General features: G+C 66.8%; 15 protein-coding genes. 8 read left to right on the top strand and 7 right to left on the bottom strand.

All coding sequences use genetic code 11. The annotated features are described in order from the left end of the window. Window positions 1-113: 113 nt before the first annotated feature. Entirely contained in the window at window positions 114-1,601 is a 1,488-nt protein-coding gene (locus F1D05_RS22580) for a DHA2 family efflux MFS transporter permease subunit (RefSeq protein WP_185442196.1), read from the bottom strand. A 57-nt stretch (window positions 1,602-1,658) separates the two neighbouring features. After that, a complete protein-coding gene (locus F1D05_RS22585; protein ID WP_246485871.1) occupies window positions 1,659-2,294 on the bottom strand; it encodes a YesL family protein in 636 nt (211 codons plus the stop codon). Between the two features lie 96 nt (window positions 2,295-2,390). On the opposite strand from F1D05_RS22585, the gene F1D05_RS22590 reads away from it, so the two are divergent. The 4 genes from F1D05_RS22590 (at window position 2,391) to F1D05_RS22605 (ending at window position 6,792) form a co-directional block, all read left to right on the top strand. Further along, complete coding sequence (locus F1D05_RS22590; RefSeq protein ID WP_185442198.1) at window positions 2,391-3,476, top strand: LacI family DNA-binding transcriptional regulator; 1,086 nt, start codon at window positions 2,391-2,393, stop codon at window positions 3,474-3,476. Window positions 3,477-3,678: 202 nt separating this feature from the next. Continuing rightward, window positions 3,679-4,956: an extracellular solute-binding protein gene (locus F1D05_RS22595; protein WP_246485872.1), complete on the top strand. Its 1,278-nt coding sequence runs from the start codon at window positions 3,679-3,681 to the stop codon at window positions 4,954-4,956. After that, on the top strand, window positions 4,953-5,894 hold the full coding sequence (locus F1D05_RS22600; protein ID WP_185442200.1) for a carbohydrate ABC transporter permease: 942 nt from the start codon (window positions 4,953-4,955) through the stop codon (window positions 5,892-5,894). Before F1D05_RS22595 ends, F1D05_RS22600 begins: the two co-directional genes overlap by 4 nt. After that, entirely contained in the window at window positions 5,887-6,792 is a 906-nt protein-coding gene (locus F1D05_RS22605) for a carbohydrate ABC transporter permease (protein WP_185442202.1), read from the top strand. The genes F1D05_RS22600 and F1D05_RS22605 overlap by 8 nt, the downstream gene beginning before the upstream one ends. A 291-nt stretch (window positions 6,793-7,083) precedes the next feature. Here the strand turns inward: F1D05_RS22605 and F1D05_RS22610 are convergent, their stop codons facing one another. Then, a complete protein-coding gene (locus tag F1D05_RS22610) occupies window positions 7,084-7,269 on the bottom strand; it encodes a hypothetical protein (protein WP_185442204.1) in 186 nt (61 codons plus the stop codon). Window positions 7,270-7,366: 97 nt separating this feature from the next. Between F1D05_RS22610 and F1D05_RS22615 the strand changes: the two genes are divergently transcribed. From F1D05_RS22615 to F1D05_RS22625, 3 genes are all read left to right on the top strand, one after another. Continuing rightward, window positions 7,367-8,842, top strand: a complete 1,476-nt coding sequence (locus tag F1D05_RS22615) for an ATP-binding protein (protein ID WP_185442206.1) — start codon at window positions 7,367-7,369, stop codon at window positions 8,840-8,842. Between the two features lie 257 nt (window positions 8,843-9,099). Further along, window positions 9,100-9,861, top strand: coding sequence for a nitroreductase/quinone reductase family protein (locus F1D05_RS22620; RefSeq protein WP_246485873.1), 762 nt, complete (start codon window positions 9,100-9,102; stop codon window positions 9,859-9,861). Window positions 9,862-10,018: 157 nt separating this feature from the next. Beyond that, entirely contained in the window at window positions 10,019-10,549 is a 531-nt protein-coding gene (locus F1D05_RS22625; protein ID WP_185442208.1) for a hypothetical protein, read from the top strand. A gap of 55 nt (window positions 10,550-10,604) precedes the next feature. On the opposite strand, the gene F1D05_RS22630 is transcribed toward F1D05_RS22625, so the two are convergent. The 4 genes from F1D05_RS22630 to F1D05_RS22645 all read right to left on the bottom strand — a co-directional run bounded on the left by F1D05_RS22630 (window position 10,605) and on the right by F1D05_RS22645 (window position 14,700). Beyond that, entirely contained in the window at window positions 10,605-10,790 is a 186-nt protein-coding gene (locus F1D05_RS22630) for a hypothetical protein (protein WP_185442210.1), read from the bottom strand. Window positions 10,791-10,799: 9 nt separating this feature from the next. Then, a complete protein-coding gene (locus tag F1D05_RS22635) occupies window positions 10,800-11,201 on the bottom strand; it encodes a DUF6069 family protein (RefSeq protein ID WP_185442212.1) in 402 nt (133 codons plus the stop codon). A 135-nt stretch (window positions 11,202-11,336) separates the two neighbouring features. Beyond that, complete coding sequence (gene helR / locus F1D05_RS22640; RefSeq protein ID WP_185442213.1) at window positions 11,337-13,502, bottom strand: RNA polymerase recycling motor ATPase HelR; 2,166 nt, start codon at window positions 13,500-13,502, stop codon at window positions 11,337-11,339. A gap of 1 nt (window position 13,503) precedes the next feature. Beyond that, entirely contained in the window at window positions 13,504-14,700 is a 1,197-nt protein-coding gene (locus F1D05_RS22645; RefSeq protein ID WP_185442215.1) for a glycosyltransferase, read from the bottom strand. A 204-nt stretch (window positions 14,701-14,904) separates the two neighbouring features. On the opposite strand from F1D05_RS22645, the gene F1D05_RS22650 reads away from it, so the two are divergent. Continuing rightward, window positions 14,905-15,822 (top strand): aminoglycoside phosphotransferase family protein, encoded by a 918-nt coding sequence (locus F1D05_RS22650; RefSeq protein ID WP_185442217.1) that lies wholly within the window; start codon window positions 14,905-14,907, stop codon window positions 15,820-15,822. Window positions 15,823-16,015: the final 193 nt, after the last annotated feature.

Consider the following 16,015-nt stretch of genomic DNA (forward strand, 5'->3'; position numbering starts at 1 on the left):
CCTCATCCTTCCCTATCCGCCCGACACTTCTCGACCACCGCCACCACCCTGTGGACAAACCAGTACTGCGGGCTCCCGCGCCGAGGGGAACCCGCAGTACGTAGTACGGAAGGTCAGGCGGCGGCCAGTTCCTCGGCCTCGTCCGCCGTGACGACCTCGGCCGAGCGAGCCGGCCGCATCAGCGTGCAGGCGATCACCACAGCCGCGGCCACGATGACCCCGGCGATCGCGAAGGAAAGGTGGAACCCGCCGGTCAGCGCCTCGAGCGCGGGCTTGCCGGCCGCGGCCAGGCTCTCCGTACGAGTAGCCGACAGCGTCGCCAGCACGGCCAGCCCAAGCGCGGCGCCGACCTCACCCATCGTCCCCATCAATCCGCCGGCCAGCCCGGCGTCCTCGGGCTTCACATCCGCCATCGACAGCCCCATCAGCGCCGGGAAGCAGATACCGCCACCCAGTCCCAGCAGCGTCAGCACCGGCAGTACGTGGATGAAGTAGTTGCCGTTCACGGGCGCCTGGGTGAACAGAGCCAGCCCGACGACGATCAGCACCAGCCCGGCGATCATCGGACGACGCGGGCCGAACCGCATCACCAGCTTCTCCGAGTAGCGGACCGACAGCAGACCCATCAGGACCGTGGTCGGCAGGAAGGCCAGCCCGATCTCCAGCGCGTCGTACCCGAGCACCCGCTGCAGGTAGAGCGAGCCGAGGAAGAAGATGCCGAACATGCCCGACGCGGACAGCGCCTGGATCAGGTTCGCACCGGTCAGGTTGCGGGACCTGAAGATTCGCAGCGGGACGAGCGGGTTCGCCGCGGTCGCCTCACGGACGACGAAGCAGACCAGCAGCGTGAGGGTCAGCAGGCTCAGCGCGATCGTGCGGGGAGCGGTCCAGCCCAACTCGGCCGCGGGCTTGACGATGGTGAAGACGCCGACCATCAGCGCGGCGGTGATCAGGACAGCGCCCGGTACGTCGGTGCCGCGGCCCATTCCGAGGCCCTTGTCCTTCTCGATCAACTTCACGGCCAGCGCGACGGTGACGATGCCGATCGGCAGGTTCACGAAGAAGATCCAGTGCCAGTTGATCGCCTGGGTCAGGACGCCGCCGGCGAGCAGGCCGATCGAGCCACCGGCGGAGGCGACGAAGGCGTAGAAGCCGATCGCCTTGGCCTGCTCGCGCGGTTCTGGGAAGAGGGTGACGATCATGCCGAGGATCACCGCGGAGGTCAGCGCGCCGCCGACACCCTGGATGAAGCGGGCCGCGACCAGCACCTCCTGCGACTCGGCCAGTCCGCAGAGCGCCGAGGCGGCGGTGAAGACGACCAGGCCGCCGACGAAGATGTTCCGCCGGCCGAGCAGGTCGCCGAGGCGGCCGGCCAGCAGGAGCAGCCCGCCGAACGCGATCAGGTAGGCGTTCACCACCCAGGCGAGGCTGGAGCTGGTGAAGCCGAGGTCGTCCTGGATGGCCGGCAGGGCCACGTTCACCACCGTCACGTCGAGCACGATCATCAACATGCCGGCGCAGAGCACATAGAGAGCCAACCAGCGTGAGCGGCCGCCCAACGCGGCCGGCGTCGTCGCCTGGGATTCGGTCGTCGCGTACATCGTGGTTCTCCTTCTGGTCCGAGTGGGCCTTTCACCCATACGTCGGACGAGAAGGGCTCAGATTGACACGTTGCCCGAATCTTTTTTGCCACGGGTGTTCGTGGTCCGGGAGATCCAGTACGCGAGCAGCGCCGGAACCAGGCCGGAACCGATCACGAACAGCGTCGGCAGCCGCGACAACAGGGCGAACCAGGTGAACAGGGCGATCACGCCGCCCGCGACGCCCATCGACCGGCGCAGCAGGAACAAGTTGGCCGCGCGGAACAGGCTCTTCGGCGTACTGTCCTCCGGCGCCTCAGGCAGTACGGCGAGCGCGCTCAGGTAGAGCCCGATGATCATTCCGGTCAGCGGGATCAGGATCGCCAGCGCCACGATCCGCATCGGGCCGTTGGTCGAGGCCCAGAAGAGCAGCCCGAAAGCGAGCGCGACGCTGCCGGCGTACAGGGCGAGCCCGACCAGCCAGAAGCGGCCGAAGGCCCACTTGAACTGCCGCCAGAACCGCCGCATCAGGGCCGGATGTTCCTGGCCGATCGCCTCCGGCAGCACCCGTTGCAGCGCGAACGCGGCCGGGTACAGCGTGACGATGCCGACGCTGCAGACCAGGAACACCAGTTGCAGCATCAGCAGGTCGCCGATCAGCGACAGCTTGGACAGCACGGCGTTGGTCCGGCCCACTCCTCCTGCGTCACTCACACAAGTTCCTTCGGCTCGGCCAGCACGTCACAACCACATGATCGTATGATCACAAACAATCACACCCGGACAACAGACAACAGCTCAGGGGACCGCATGCTTGCACCGGAACGTCACGAGCTGATTCTGCGGAGCCTGCGCCGGCACGGCCGGCTCCGGGTGGCCGAACTGGCCGCCGAGCTCGGCGTCTCCGCGATCACAGTACGCCGGGATCTCGCCGAGCTGGACCAGGCCGGACTGCTCCGCCGGGTGCACGGCGGCGCGGTGGGCACCAGCCAGATCGGCGCGAGCCAGAGCGACCAGCTCACCATCGGCATCGTCGTGCCGAACGCCACCTTCTACTACACCGACGTGATCCGCGGCGCCGAGGCGATGGCCGAGCGGTACGGCGCGCGGCTGGTGCTTGGCGTTTCCGGGTACGACGTGGCGGTCGAAGCGGAGCGACTCGAGAAAGTGCTCGGCATCGGCGTCGACGGGCTGCTGCTCAGCACCGCACTGGGCGACGGCCAGGCCGGCGAACTCGGCTGGTGGCTGGACGACATCGACGTACCGGTGGTCCTGATGGAGCGCGCGTTCGGATTTCCGCATGTTGAGCGCGAGTACGACCATGTCCGCACGGATCACGCGTACGGCGCCATGCTGGCCCTGCGGCACCTGGTCTCGCTCGGCCATCGCCGGATCGGGGTCAACCTGAACGCCACCGTCACGGCGTACTGGCTGCGGCAGGGGATCGCGGAGGCGGCGGCGAGCTTGGGCGTGGACCTGTTCGACTCGTCGGTTTCGCTGGCCGCGGCCGGCGAAAACCCGATCCCGTCCGCCCAGCTGGACGCGTTCCTGGCCGAGTGCGAGTCGTTCGGCGCGCGCGCGGTGCTGGTGCATTCCGACGAGCCCGCCGCGCGGTTGGTCGAGCGGGCGATGGAACGCGGACTGCGGATCCCCGACGACCTGGCGGTGATCGCCTACAACGATGAAACCGCCGCGATGGCAGTAGTCCCCCTGACCGCCGTCTGCCCGCCGAAGCTGCTGCTCGGCGAAACCGCCTGCGAACTGCTCATCCGCAAGCTCCGCGCCGCTCCCGGTCGGCCGACGGCCACCCAGCACCTCAGTCTGCTCCCGCAGCTCCGCGTCCGGTCCTCCTGCGGCGCCCTGGTGGCGGGTGCGGCAGGCCTTCACGCCGGGTAAATCGCGGTCGTCGCCCGATCTGCTCCGCGAATTGCCGGTTTCGGCATGGAACTCTGATCGGACGACCTCCATCGATGATCGATTTTGATCATTCGAGCGCCGGGTATTGACGGGGAAAGCCCTTTCCAATACTTTCGCTGCACTCGGTGGTCCGGTCGCGTGATCGGCCGCCGACCGTGCTCGGCAGCGAAGGAGCTTCCCTGTGAGACGTGGCGCCAAGAGTGGACTGGTGGTGCTGGCCGCGGTACTCGGCCTGGCCGCGAGCAGTTGTGGCAACGGGGTGATCGACAAGTCCTCGGACGGCGTACCGCCGGCCGAGGCGACCGGCACCTTGCGGGTGCTGCTCCCGTCCTTTCCGCCCAGTACGAAGGGCCGGACGGCGTTCGACAAGGTCGTCGAGGACTTCAGGAAGACCTACCCGAAGATGAAGGTCGAGCCGGACTTCGCGACCTACAACACGTTGAACGAGAAGATGTCCACCTCGATCGCGGCCGGCATCCCGTACGACGTGATGGTCGCCGGCGTCGGCTGGATCCAGCCGTTCGCGTCCAAGCGGATCTTCGCCGACCTCGCGCCGTACGGCGTGACGCCGGAGGTGATCGAGGAGAAGAGCATCGGCGCGCTGGTGCCGGCCGCGACGTACGAGGGGAAGCTCTACGCCTACCCGCTGGTCGCGGACGCCCGGGCCGCCGCGCTCCGGATCAGCGCCTTCAAGGAGGCCGGCCTCGACCCGGACAAGCCGCCGGCCAACCTGGAAGAGCTGAAGGCCGCCGCGGAGAAGCTGACCGTGCGGAACTCGAAGGGGACCATCACCCGGTCCGGCTTCGACATGGCGGCGCCGACCAGCTTCCGGCAGACCTACACGACGCTGCTCGCCTCCACCGGCACCCAGCTGTACGTCGACGGCCAGCCGAACTACAGCAACGAGAAGGGCCTCGAAACCCTGAACCTGCTGAAGTCGCTGATCAACAAGGTCCAGCCCTACGGTCAGCAGAACGCCGCGCAGCAACCCCTCGTGCTCACTGGTGAGGCCGCGATGGGCATCGTCGGCGGTGCGGTCGATTGTTCCGACAAGGGCATCGGCAAGAAGAACTGCGACGACCTGAAGTTCTTCCGCTTCAACAGCGGCAAGGAGGTCGAGTTCGTCGGCGGCGACCTGGCCTCGATCGGCTCTCGCAGCCGGCACAAGGAGGCGGCCTGGTCCTTCATCCAGTCGCTCACCAAGCCGAGCTCGCTGGACGCGATCGCCAAGCTGAACAAGAAGCTCCCCGCCTACAAGGACGCGGCGAACTCACCGCAGGCGCAGTCGAACCCGCTGAGCAAGTTCGTCGCCGAAGGCCTGCCGCTGGCCATCTACGAAGGCGGTTCGGCCAACTGGCTGGAGATGCGCGCCAACTTCGACTCCCAGCTCACCCAGGCGGTCCTCGGTCAGAAGGATCCCGCCAAGGTGCTGGCCAACCTGGCAGGACAGTCCCGATGAGCGCAACCCTCGAACGCCCCGCGCCGGCCGTCGCCCCGCGCCGGACCGCTCCGGCCAAGGACAGCCGCAAGCTGATCCGCGGCCAGGTCCGGGCCGGCTGGCTGTTGCTCTCGCCCGCGCTGCTGCACTCCGGGATCTTCATCGTGATCCCGGTGGTGGCGGCGATCGTGCTCAGCTTCACCGACTACAGCTTCGGCGACTCGTGGTCCTGGGTCGGCTTCGGCAACTACGTCGACCTCTTCAAGGACCAGGACTTCCGGGCCGCCCTGGTCAACACGATCCTGTACGCCGCCGTGGTGATCCCGGTCTCGATGGCGGTCTCGCTCGCGGTCGCCACCGGCCTGAACCAGAAGATCAAGGCGATCGGGTTCTTCCGGACTGCCTTCTACCTGCCGACGGTGACCGCGACGGTCGCGGTGGCCACCATCTGGCTGTGGATCTACAACCCTGGTTCGGGGCTGGCGAACGGATTCCTCAGCCTGTTCGGGTTCGCCCCCGGCCGGTGGCTGTCCGACCCGAACACGGCGCTGCCGTCGCTGATGCTGGTCGGTATCTGGCAGGGCCTCGGCACCAAGATCATCATCTACCTGGCCGCCTTGCAGGGGGTTTCCCGCGACCTGCTCGAATCGGCCTCGCTGGATGGTGCGAACCGGTGGCAAAAGTTCGTCAACGTCACCTGGCCCGCTCTCGGGCCGGTCCAGTTCTTCGTCCTGGTCACCTCGATCGTCGGCACCTTCCAGGTCTTCGACCTGGTCTACGTGATGACGAAGGGCGGCCCCGGTACCGAGACCACGGTGCTGGTGCTGGACATCTATCAGAACGCGTTCCAGGCCCTGCGACTCGGTTTCGCGTCCGCCGAGACGGTGATCATGATGCTGTTGATCGCGATCTTCATCGGGCTGGGACGCCTGCTCCAGAAGGCGGATGTCAATGACTAGCGCAACTGTTACCGGGCCGATCGTGGGTTCGAAGGGCGCGGGTCTGCGGCCCGGCCGGATCCTGCTGTACGTCGTACTGGGTATCGGCGCGCTGCTGATGATCACACCGTTCCTGTGGATGGTGCTGACCGCGTTCAAGAGCGACCTGGAGATCGCCAAGTTCTCCTGGCTGCCGGGCGAACTGCGCTGGCACAACTTCGTCGAGGCGATGCGGACGGCGCCGTTCCTGCGCTACTTCCGCAACAGCCTGTTCATCGCCGTCGGCGAGACCGCGTTCACGCTGGCCGTCTGTACGACGGCCGGCTATGCGCTGGCGAAGCTGCCGATCAAGGGATCGAAGGCGCTGCTGAGCTACTTCATCCTGCTGCTGCTCGTGCCGTTCCAGATCATCCTGGTGCCGCTGTTCCTGATCGTGAAGTCGATCCCGCTGTTCGGCGGCAACAACATCCTCGGCCAGGGCGGGATCGGCTGGCTGAACTCGTGGTGGGGCCTCATCATCCCGCTCGGCGCGGCACCGCTGTTCACGTTCCTGGCAAGGCAGTTCTACGTGTCGGTGCCGAACGAGCTGGCCCAGGCCGCGCGGGTGGACGGGCTCGGTGAGTTCGGGATCTTCTGGCGGATCATGACGCCATTGGTGAAGCCGGCCCTGATCACCATCTGCGTCTTCCAGATCGAGGCGGCCTGGAACGGATTCCTCTGGCCGCTGATGATCACCACCACCGACGCGATGCGGCCGCTGCAACTGGGGCTGGCGATTTTCGCGCAGAACCCGGCCGAGGTGCAATGGCCTTATCTGATGGCCGGTACGGCGCTGGCGACACTGCCGATGATCGTGATGTTCGTCTTCGCCCAGAAGCGCTTCGTCGAAGGAATGGCGAACGTCGGCATCAAGGGCTGATCGGCTTCGCGGCTCAGCCGCGGTCGGCCCCCGCTGCAGGTGCTCACCCCGCCCCGGGTGAGCACCTGCTGGGGCCCCCTCCACAATCACCGGTGGTCCCGAAGAAACACCGGAGCGCCCACTAAGCCCCCCGGCTTGGTCGCTCAACCTTTTATCGTCACAACCTCAAGACCGTTACACGTTCTCCTATTTTTTCTCTATTTCCCCACATTTTTCCTGCGCCGTCAGCTTCTCGCCACCCATTTGCTACCCCCCGAACCCACCTTCTGACAATCCGTGACAATTTCCGGATCAAGCCAGGTGGGTGTGAGTGATGTGGGCGATCAAATCGGTGGGGCTGTTGCCGCGGAGGTTGAGGATGTCGAGGGCGTGGGTGGCGCGGAGGGTGGCTAGGTCATGCAGGTTTGTCCAGAGGGCCAGTGCGCTCGGGCGTCGGTGCTTTCGGGGAGGTCGATCGCGAAGCGAGACGCTGTCCATGTACACATCGTCTGCCCGCGAGCGAGTCTCGACTTCGAAATCCAGCTTCTTAGGACTATACTTCTTAGAAGTGTAGTCCTAAGGATTGGACCTTCTGATGGCCGCAGTCCAAAAGCCGGCGCAAGTCTTCGGCCGAGCTGCCGAGTGGGACGGGCTCGTGTCTTTTGCGACCCGGCCAACGCCGCAGGCCATGCTAGGCGTCGTCAGTGGTCGGCGACGGATGGGCAAGACCTATCTGCTCCGTGCGTTGACCGAGCAAGTGAATGGCTTGTACTTCGGGGCGACCGCCGCCACGGCAGCCGAATCGCTGCGGCAGTTCGGTGCCGCACTGGCCGCCCATTCCGGTTCCCCTTCGCCGTTCTCTTTCGCGAACTGGGACGACGCGATCGCCTATCTGTTCTCGCTGGGGACTGCCGACCGCGCAGCTGGGCCGCTTTTGGTCGTGATCGACGAATTCCCGTATCTGTCGAAGACCACACCTGAGATTCCATCGCTGATCCAGCGAGAGATCGACCGTTATCAGGTCGAGCACAATTCGATGCGGCTGATGTTGTGCGGCTCCGCAATGTCGGTCATGGGCGGCCTATTGACCAGTACCGCGCCGCTACGCGGTCGTGCACAACTCGAGTTGGTGGTGCGGCCCTTCGGCTATCGCGAGGCGGCCGAGTTCTGGGGGGTTGCGAAAGACCCTGCGTTGGCCGCGCGGCTGCACGCGGTACTGGGTGGAACTCCTGCATACCGTCGCCAGTTCCTCGCAGATGACACGCCAGCCGGTCTCGAGGATTTCGATCCTTGGCTGACCCGTACGGTGCTCTCTCCGCTGAGCCCACTTTTCCGCGAGGCGCGTTACCTGCTGGCGGAGGAGACCGATATCAGGGACACCGCGATGTACCACTCGGTCCTGGCCGCCGTTGCGGAAGGCAACGCCACACGGGGCGGTATCGCGAACTACATCGGCCGCAAATCGGTCGATATCTCGCACCCCCTGACGGTTCTCGAGGACAGTCACCTGCTGGAGCGGGGAGAGGATCTGTTCAGGTCGGGACGAGCGCGGTACCGGATCTCCGAGCCGCTGATCAACTTCTACGAGGCGGTGATGCGCCCGGCTTGGGCGCTGCTCGAGAGTGGCCAGGCGACGCAGGTGTGGTCACAATCGGCAGACCGCTTCGCATCCCAAGTAGCAGGTCCCCACTTCGAGGGCCTCTGCCGCGAGTACATGCTCACCTCGGGTCAGTTCCTGATCGGGAGACCTATCGGCCAGGTTGGACGTGGTGTGGTCACCGATCCCGCCGCTCGCCGCCAGATCGAGATCGACGTCGCGGTCACGGAATCTCGAAGTCCGGGCGCGAAGGCCGGCCTGGCTCTTCTAGGCGAAGCGAAGTGGGGCACTGTGATGGACCTCCACCACCTGAACCGTTTGAGCCACGCCCGAGAACTCCTCATCGGGCGCGGAGCCGCCACCCCCGCCACCCTCCTCGCTTGCTTCAGTGCGAAGGGATTCGCCGCGGAGCTCCAAGCCGAGGCTGCGCGCTCCGATGTCGTGCTCGTTTCCCTCGCCGATCTCTACCGCTGATCCCGCCGCGGAATTCTCTGGGTTTGAACCGCGTGTGTTCTAAGATGCCCTTATGACTGCCGGGTCGGCCTTGCGCCGTGAGTTCGTTTGGTTCCCGGCTGCGCGCTGAGCGCCGGTTGGGCCGCTAGGGGCCCACCCCTTCTTCTTACCCTGAACGCCTTTTGGGCGTTTCTTCATGCTGCCCTGAACTCTGCCCGCCTTCCATCGCGGGTACTTCGTCATGCCTTTTGCAGAACACCTCGACCAGAAAGTAGCGAATGCCGACCACCTTTACCGAACAGCTCATCACCGAATTCCGCGCCAATGCAGGTCAGGTCAGTGGCCCCTTCGAGGGTGCTCGCCTGCTCCTGCTCACCACCACCGGCGCCCGCTCCGGTAAGCCGCACACGACCGTCCTCGGCTACTACCCCGACACGGCGCCGCGCGTCTTCGTCGTGGGGTCTGCCGGGGGCGGTCCCAAGCACCCGGACTGGTACCACAACGCCCTCGCCAACCCGCGTGTCACAGTCGAGACGGGTCTGTTCACCTACGAAGCCGACGCCGTCGTACTCCGCGGTGCCGAGCGCGACGAGATCTTCGAGCGTTTCGTCGAGGCGGACCCGGGCTGGGGCGAGTACCAGTCGAAGACGACCCGAACCATCCCGGTCGTCGCCCTGCAGCAGCTCTTCACCGGCCCACCCGGCAGCGGCGGCTCGTTCGCCGACACGCTCCGGTTGATCCACACCATCTTCCGCCGCGAACTCGCCCTGATCCGCAAGGAGTTCGCAGCCTCCGGACCATCACTCGGCGCCCAGCTCCGGATCAACTGCCTGACCCTCTGCCAGGGCCTCCACAACCACCACGCCGGCGAATCCACCGCCCTGTTCCCGTCCCTCCTCAAGACCTACCCCGAACTGGCACCCACCATCAAGCAACTAGACGCCGACCACGCCAGGATCGCCGACCTCCTCGCCGACCTCCAAGCCCTCATCACCACGACCACCGCGCCGGCCGACGCCCTCGCCATCTCGACCACCTGATCGACGACCTAACCGCCCACCTGGACCACGAGGAAGCCCAACTCCTCCCCCTCCTCTAACAAATTGCCGCCTCAGCGGGGCGAGGAGATATCGGCAAGCTTTTGCAGATACTGGCAATGTTGCTTGGTCTGAGACCTGCTCCATCTAGGGTCGTTGAGTGAGCGATGAATCGTGGGGGGACCTCAGGGCGCGCTGTGTGGTGCCGTTCTATCAGCACATGATGGGCATCAATGCGCTGGAAGCGGCTCCGTCGGTTCTGGCCGAGGTTGCTGCGCTGGTCGACACCGTGGAGCCCGATCAGGTCGTCTACTTGCTCAGGTCCGGGTGGCGAGAGCAGGTGATCGGCGCCTGGCTTTCGTTGGCACACCCGTACGACGAATCGGTGCTCGCCGCGGTCAGGCACGCCCTCGAAACCAGCAACGGCAGCCTCACCGCGCCTTGTCTCCTTGCCGTCTTGGTTGCCTCGGACGCACCCACCGCTATCTCGCTGATCCAGGGCTACTACGAAGCCGACGTCGCCCGCAGCTGGGGCTCTGCCGGCCTGGCCCAGGCTGCCGCGGCGACCCTTCCTGATTCGCCGCTACCCGCCCCGGCAGCCGACGACACCGAAACCTTCATGGCGCTGTCGATGATCGCGAACTGCCTGAAACCGGCCACGGACCAGACCGCGGCCAACAGCGACTCGTAGTACGGCAGGGGTGGTGGTGCCAGCCGGCCGGGTTGCCGCCGTCAATGCGGCGATATCAGCCGCGTTGGTCGTCACCGGGAACAGGAACGTGGACGATCACGGCGACCCACCAGACGACCACGAGAATCTCGGACCACGGCCGGGCAACCGCCACCGGGACTGACACCAGTACGACGGAGACGAGCGCGGAGAAGACGGCGAGTCTGCGCCGACCCAGCAGCCAATAGCCGATCCCGGGCAAGCGCTCGGGTCAGGAGCGCAGACGGCGCGCGACGGCGGGAATCACGATCGCGGCGGCGACGACGTGGGCGAACATCAGCAGCGCCTTCGTGGCCGGGGCGGTGTCCGACAGCAGATCGGGAACGAAGCTGAGGAAGGTCAGGGCGATCGTCGTACGGACGAATGCGCGCCGCGGGCTGCGCGCCTTGCGAGCCAGTACCGCGGCCGGCGCCAGCCCGACCAAGGAGAAGAGCGCGGTCAAGGTGGCGAACCCGGCGACCGGAATCGGCTCGCCGGCCTTGTCGAGGCTGATTCCGGCGGCGTGGCCGACAGCGGCGACGACGGACGTGGCGACGGTCGCGATCGCTGCTGCGGCGAAACCGGTCTTGGCCAGGGAGCCGCTGCGCGGGGTGGCGGTACGAGTCATGGTCATCGGGCTGCTCCTGACAACCTCCGATGTGTCTGCGGACCGGCTCCTTGCCGGCCTCTCATCAATACGTCGAACGGAACCGACGCATCTCGACACGTCCGTCAAAACTCTTTCGTACCCCGCGCAGCGGCCCCGACGTCAGGCGCTGGTGAGGATGACGAGCCGCTGGGTCGCTCTGGTCATCGCGACGTAGCGATCGACCGCTCCCTCGATGCCGTCGCCGAACGAATCCGGGTCGATGAGGACGACCAGGTCGAACTCGAGCCCCTTCGACAGTTCCGGCGTCAGCGAGCGCACGCGGGACGTAGTACGGAAGGTGTCCTCTCCGCCGGCGCTGATGACACAGGCGATCCCGTCCGCGTTCTCGGCGAGCCAGGTCTTGAGAATCGAGTCGAGGTCTCCGGCGGATCCGTGCAGGACCGGGACACCGCTGCTGCGGATGGAGGTCGGCACGTTGGCCTCCGGGAGCGCGGCGCGGATGACAGGCTCGGCTTCGGCCATCACCTCTTCGGGCGTCCGGTAGTTGATGCTCAGCGAGGCCAGGTTGACCCGGTCGAGCCCGGCCCGCTCGAGCCGTTCCTGCCACGACTCGGTGAATCCGTGCCTGGCCTGGGCGCGGTCACCGACGATGGTGAAGCTCCGGGACGGGCAGCGGAGCAGCAACATCTGCCATTCCGCGTCGGTCAGTTCCTGCGCCTCGTCCACGACGATGTGCGCGAATGGTCCGGCCAGCAGATCCGGGTCGGCGGTGGGCAGCCCGCTCACGTCGATGAGGCTGTCCTGGATGTCGCGCCCGCGCAGCATCGGCACCCAGCCTTCGTTGTCGTCGTCGGCCTGGATGATGTTGTCGATCACATCGGCCATCCGCTCGCGTTCGACCGCGGCCGCAGCCTTCTGCCGGCGTTTCCGCCGGGAGGCTTCCGGGTCGCCGAGTCGCTGCCGCGCCGCGTCCAGAAGCGGGAGGTCGGACGTCGTCCAGGCCTGAACGTCCTTGCGCTGCAGCAACTTGACCTCATCGGGGCTCAGCCAAGGAGCGCACATCCGCAGGTAGGCGGGCACCGACCAGAGGTCCCCGACGAGATCGGTCGGCTCGATCAGCGGCCAGGCTTTGCTGAAGGCATCGATCAGATCTTCGTTCTGCTCAAGGGATTTGCGCACCAGGTCGATCGAGAGGTCCTCGTCCTCGTACGCCTCCTCGTGCTTGTCCAGCAGGATCGTGAGCAACTCCTCCCAGACCTGGTCGCGCGCCTCGTTGTGCGGAGTACTCGGGTCTGCCGATCCGAACGCTTCGGACCAATCGGCCGCACTGAGCCAGATGTCGGACCAGTGCGTCTCGACCGTCATCGGCTTGGTGGGCGGCTCTTCGTACAGCTTCACCGCTGGTTCGATCGCCTTCACCATGTCCGCGGTGGCCTTCAGACGGGCGATTTCCGGGTCTCGTTCGTCGGATGCCGTGGCGCCCTCCGGGAGGAGGTCCCGCAGGGTGCAGGTCTGCACACCTTCCTCGCCGAGGCTGGGCAGGACATCGCCGACGTACGCCAGGTAGGGCTGGTGCGGGCCGATGAACAGTACGCCGCCGTGCCGGTGGCCGAGCCGCGGATCGGAGTACAGGAGGTACGCCGTACGGTGCAGCGCGACGACCGTCTTCCCCGTACCAGGGCCGCCGTCGACGACGAGCGCGCCACGGGAACTCGCCCGGATGATGGCGTCCTGGTCGGCCTGGATGGTGCCGAGGACGTCGCGCATCCGGGGCGAGCGGTTGCTGCCCAGGCTGGCGATGAAGGCGGACTGGTCGTCGAGCGACGCGGCGTGTCCTTCGAGGCCGTCGTCGGTGAAGATCTCGTCCCAGTAGTCGCTGATCCGGCCGCGGGTCCAGCGGTACCGGCGTCGGCTGACCAGGCCCATCGGGTTGGCATGGGTCGCGCCGAAGAACGGCTCGGCCGCGGAGGAGCGCCAGTCGATCAGGAGTAGGCGGCCGCTGCTGTCGGTGAGGCCGAGGCGCCCGACGTACAGGGTCTCGTTGTTCTCCGCGTCGACCATGTGCCCGAGGCAGAGGTCGAGCCCGAAGCGTCGCAGGGATCGCAACCTGGTGGTCAGCCGGTGGATCTCCAGGTCGCGATCCAAGGCCGCCTGGCCTTCACCACCAGGGGCTTTGCGGGTTTCGTCGAGACGGTCGGACAGCTCGGCGATGGTCTGCTCGAGGCTCTCCGCGATCGCCGCGAAGTGCGACTCGTCGCCGGCGATCAGGGTCGGGTCGGCCTTGGCGGCCAGGTTCTCGGGGAGGTCGAACGCACTGGTGGTCATCTCAGTGGCTCCCTTCAAGCAGCAGCTTCGCGGCAACCGCTGCGCCGTCTGTTCGGATCTCGTTCTTCAAAGAGGCGGCCCGTACTGCGGTGTCGGGGGCCAGCGCGGCCTCGAGCGCGGCCGACAGCGACTCGACGGTCGGAATCGCGCCGTCGTGCGCCACACCGATTCCGAGCTCGGCCACTCGACCGGCCCAGTAGGGCTGGTCCGCCAGTTGCGGCACAACCACCTGAGGCCTGCCGGCCCGGGTCGCTGTCGTCGTCGTACCAGCGCCGCCGTGGTGCACGATGGCGGCCACTCGCCCGAACAGTTTCTGCTGGTTGACCTCGTCCACGGCGATGCAGTCGTCCTGGTCGTCGACCAGGGCCAGATCGGCCCAGCCGCTCTTGAGGATCGCGCGCCGGCCCTGAGCGCGGATCGCCGCGATGGCGACCTGGGCCGCGTCCGTCTGGCGCACGGGCATGCTGCCGAAGCCGACGTAGACCGGCGGCTCACCGGCTTTGAGGAAGGCCTCCAGGTCGTCCTGGAGCGGGCGGTCGTCGGGCAGGATCCACGCGCCGGTCTGTACGACGTCTAGCTCCGTGGGGTCCAAGGTGGGATCCGTCGCAAGCCACGGCCGGTTGCCGATGACGTAGTTGCGGACGTCGTCCACCGGCGGCAGACCGATCGTTTCCCTGTTGGTGTCGAGCACCTGCCGGAACAGCTCATTGTTGCTCTGGGCATCCAGCTTCCGCAGCTCCTGGTTGTTCGTCACCTCCGGCGGGAACGGCCTGCCTTGATAGGCCAGTGGCGGGTGGTTCGGCGCCGGCAGGGTCAGCTGCTGGAACGTCACCGAGACGGACCGGATTCCGAGCTTCTCGGCCACGGACAGCGCGCCCGCGGCGGCCGGCATCATGCCGGTCACGACCATCGCGTCACAGCCCTTGGCCGCCTCCGGGATCACCTCTAGCTGGCCGGCGATCAGGTACGCGGCCCGCTGGGACATGGTCGACGACGGCGGAGCGGCCTTCGTCCAGGCCCGCGCTGACGGCCCTACCGGCACCAGCTCTACGCCGACGGCGGCCAACCGGCGTACGAAGTCGTCATCCGGCGGCGCGCACACGGCCACCTCCGCCCCGGCTTTCCGCAACTCCACCGCCAGCCCCGCCAGCGGCTCGACGTCTCCCCTTGACCCGTACGTCGACAACAAAACACGCACTCTGCGACTCCCCAGTGTCCGGCAGATTTCAGCTACAGCCGATGATTGTGCGCCCGGAACGGGGCCTTGCGGCAAGTCCCCCTGTGCGTTATAACTTAGACATGGCAGGGAGAGCTTTCTCCTTGCCTTTTCGTTTGGGTGCACCCGGCAACCAACTCACGTCGGTCGCGATTTCTGGCCGCGCCCGGCGCGTAGGGTGCGCGAATGGTCGGCATACCAGAGGCGTTTGCGCGGAGCACGGTCGAGCGTGAAGGTGAGTCCGGCGCGGCCTGGCTCGCTGAGCTGCCGGGGATCGTCGACGAATTGCTCGAGCGCTGGGGCTGCGTGCAGGACGGCTCGGTGATGCACGGGGGTGTCGGGGTCATCGTGCCGGTAGGCCGCGGCGCGCTGAAGGTGTCCTTCCCGCATCCTGGCAACGTTCATGAACCGGACGCCTTCGCCGCGTGGAACGGGCGTGGAGCGGTCCGGCTGTACGAGCGCGACGACTCGCAGTACGCGATGCTGCTGGAGCGGGCCGAGGCGTCGACGCTGGCCGGGGTCGAGGATCACGATGAGGTCGCGACGGTCGCGGGCCGTATCAGCCGCCGACTGGCGATACCCGCTCCGCCCGACCTGCCCCGGTTGCGGGACGAGTCCGAGGCCTGGGAGGACCAGTTGCTCCGCGATGCCGCCGAGCTGGACCACCAACTTCCGCAGTACGTCGTGGACGCAGCCCTCGCGACCATCCGCGAACTAGGTCCGACCCAGCCGGACACCCTGATCCACGGCGACTTCCACGCAAGAAACATCCTGCGCGCCAGCCGCGAGCCGTGGCTGGCCGTCGACCCGAAGGGGTACGCGGGAGACCCGGCCTACGACGGCGGCACCCTCCTCAGGGTCCGCGCACTGAGCTTCTTCGAATCGGACGACCTGGCCAAAGGCGTACACCGCTTCCTGGACGCCTTCACCGAAGCAGCCGAACTTGACCGTGACCGCACCCAACGCTGGTCCCAACTCCACGCCGTCCAAGCCGCCTTCTGGGGCCGCCGCCACGGCTTCCGCATCGCCCGCACCGGCCCCCACCTGGACCCCCTCGTCAACTACGCAGACCACCTGTCAACGCTCCTAACCGGTGAGGCATAGGGCTGTGTATCAGCCGGCACGTTCTACGTACGCTCGCCCCGAGCACCTCACGCTCAGCCGTGACACCTTCTCCAACGACCTACCAGGCAGCCTGCGCAGCGCAGGAGTCGACCTGGCGACCTCACAAAACCAGTCGGGACCTCGGCCCCGCGACTTCCGTGGCCGGCCCGCACGCCAGGTCTGCGTCTTGCGG

The organism is Kribbella qitaiheensis, from assembly GCF_014217565.1.
GTDB lineage: Bacteria > Actinomycetota > Actinomycetes > Propionibacteriales > Kribbellaceae > Kribbella > Kribbella qitaiheensis_A.

Coding starts and splice junctions, on each gene's coding strand:
- F1D05_RS22580 (WP_185442196.1), bottom strand. CDS start 1,601: ATGTACGCGACGACCGAATCCCAGGCGACGACGCCGGCCGCGTTGGGC.
- F1D05_RS22590 (WP_185442198.1), top strand. CDS start 2,391: ATGCTTGCACCGGAACGTCACGAGCTGATTCTGCGGAGCCTGCGCCGG.
- F1D05_RS22600 (WP_185442200.1), top strand. CDS start 4,953: ATGAGCGCAACCCTCGAACGCCCCGCGCCGGCCGTCGCCCCGCGCCGG.
- F1D05_RS22605 (WP_185442202.1), top strand. CDS start 5,887: ATGACTAGCGCAACTGTTACCGGGCCGATCGTGGGTTCGAAGGGCGCG.
- F1D05_RS22610 (WP_185442204.1), bottom strand. CDS start 7,269: ATGGACAGCGTCTCGCTTCGCGATCGACCTCCCCGAAAGCACCGACGC.
- F1D05_RS22615 (WP_185442206.1), top strand. CDS start 7,367: ATGGCCGCAGTCCAAAAGCCGGCGCAAGTCTTCGGCCGAGCTGCCGAG.
- F1D05_RS22620 (WP_246485873.1), top strand. CDS start 9,100: ATGCCGACCACCTTTACCGAACAGCTCATCACCGAATTCCGCGCCAAT.
- F1D05_RS22635 (WP_185442212.1), bottom strand. CDS start 11,201: ATGACCATGACTCGTACCGCCACCCCGCGCAGCGGCTCCCTGGCCAAG.
- helR (WP_185442213.1), bottom strand. CDS start 13,502: ATGACCACCAGTGCGTTCGACCTCCCCGAGAACCTGGCCGCCAAGGCC.
- F1D05_RS22650 (WP_185442217.1), top strand. CDS start 14,905: ATGGTCGGCATACCAGAGGCGTTTGCGCGGAGCACGGTCGAGCGTGAA.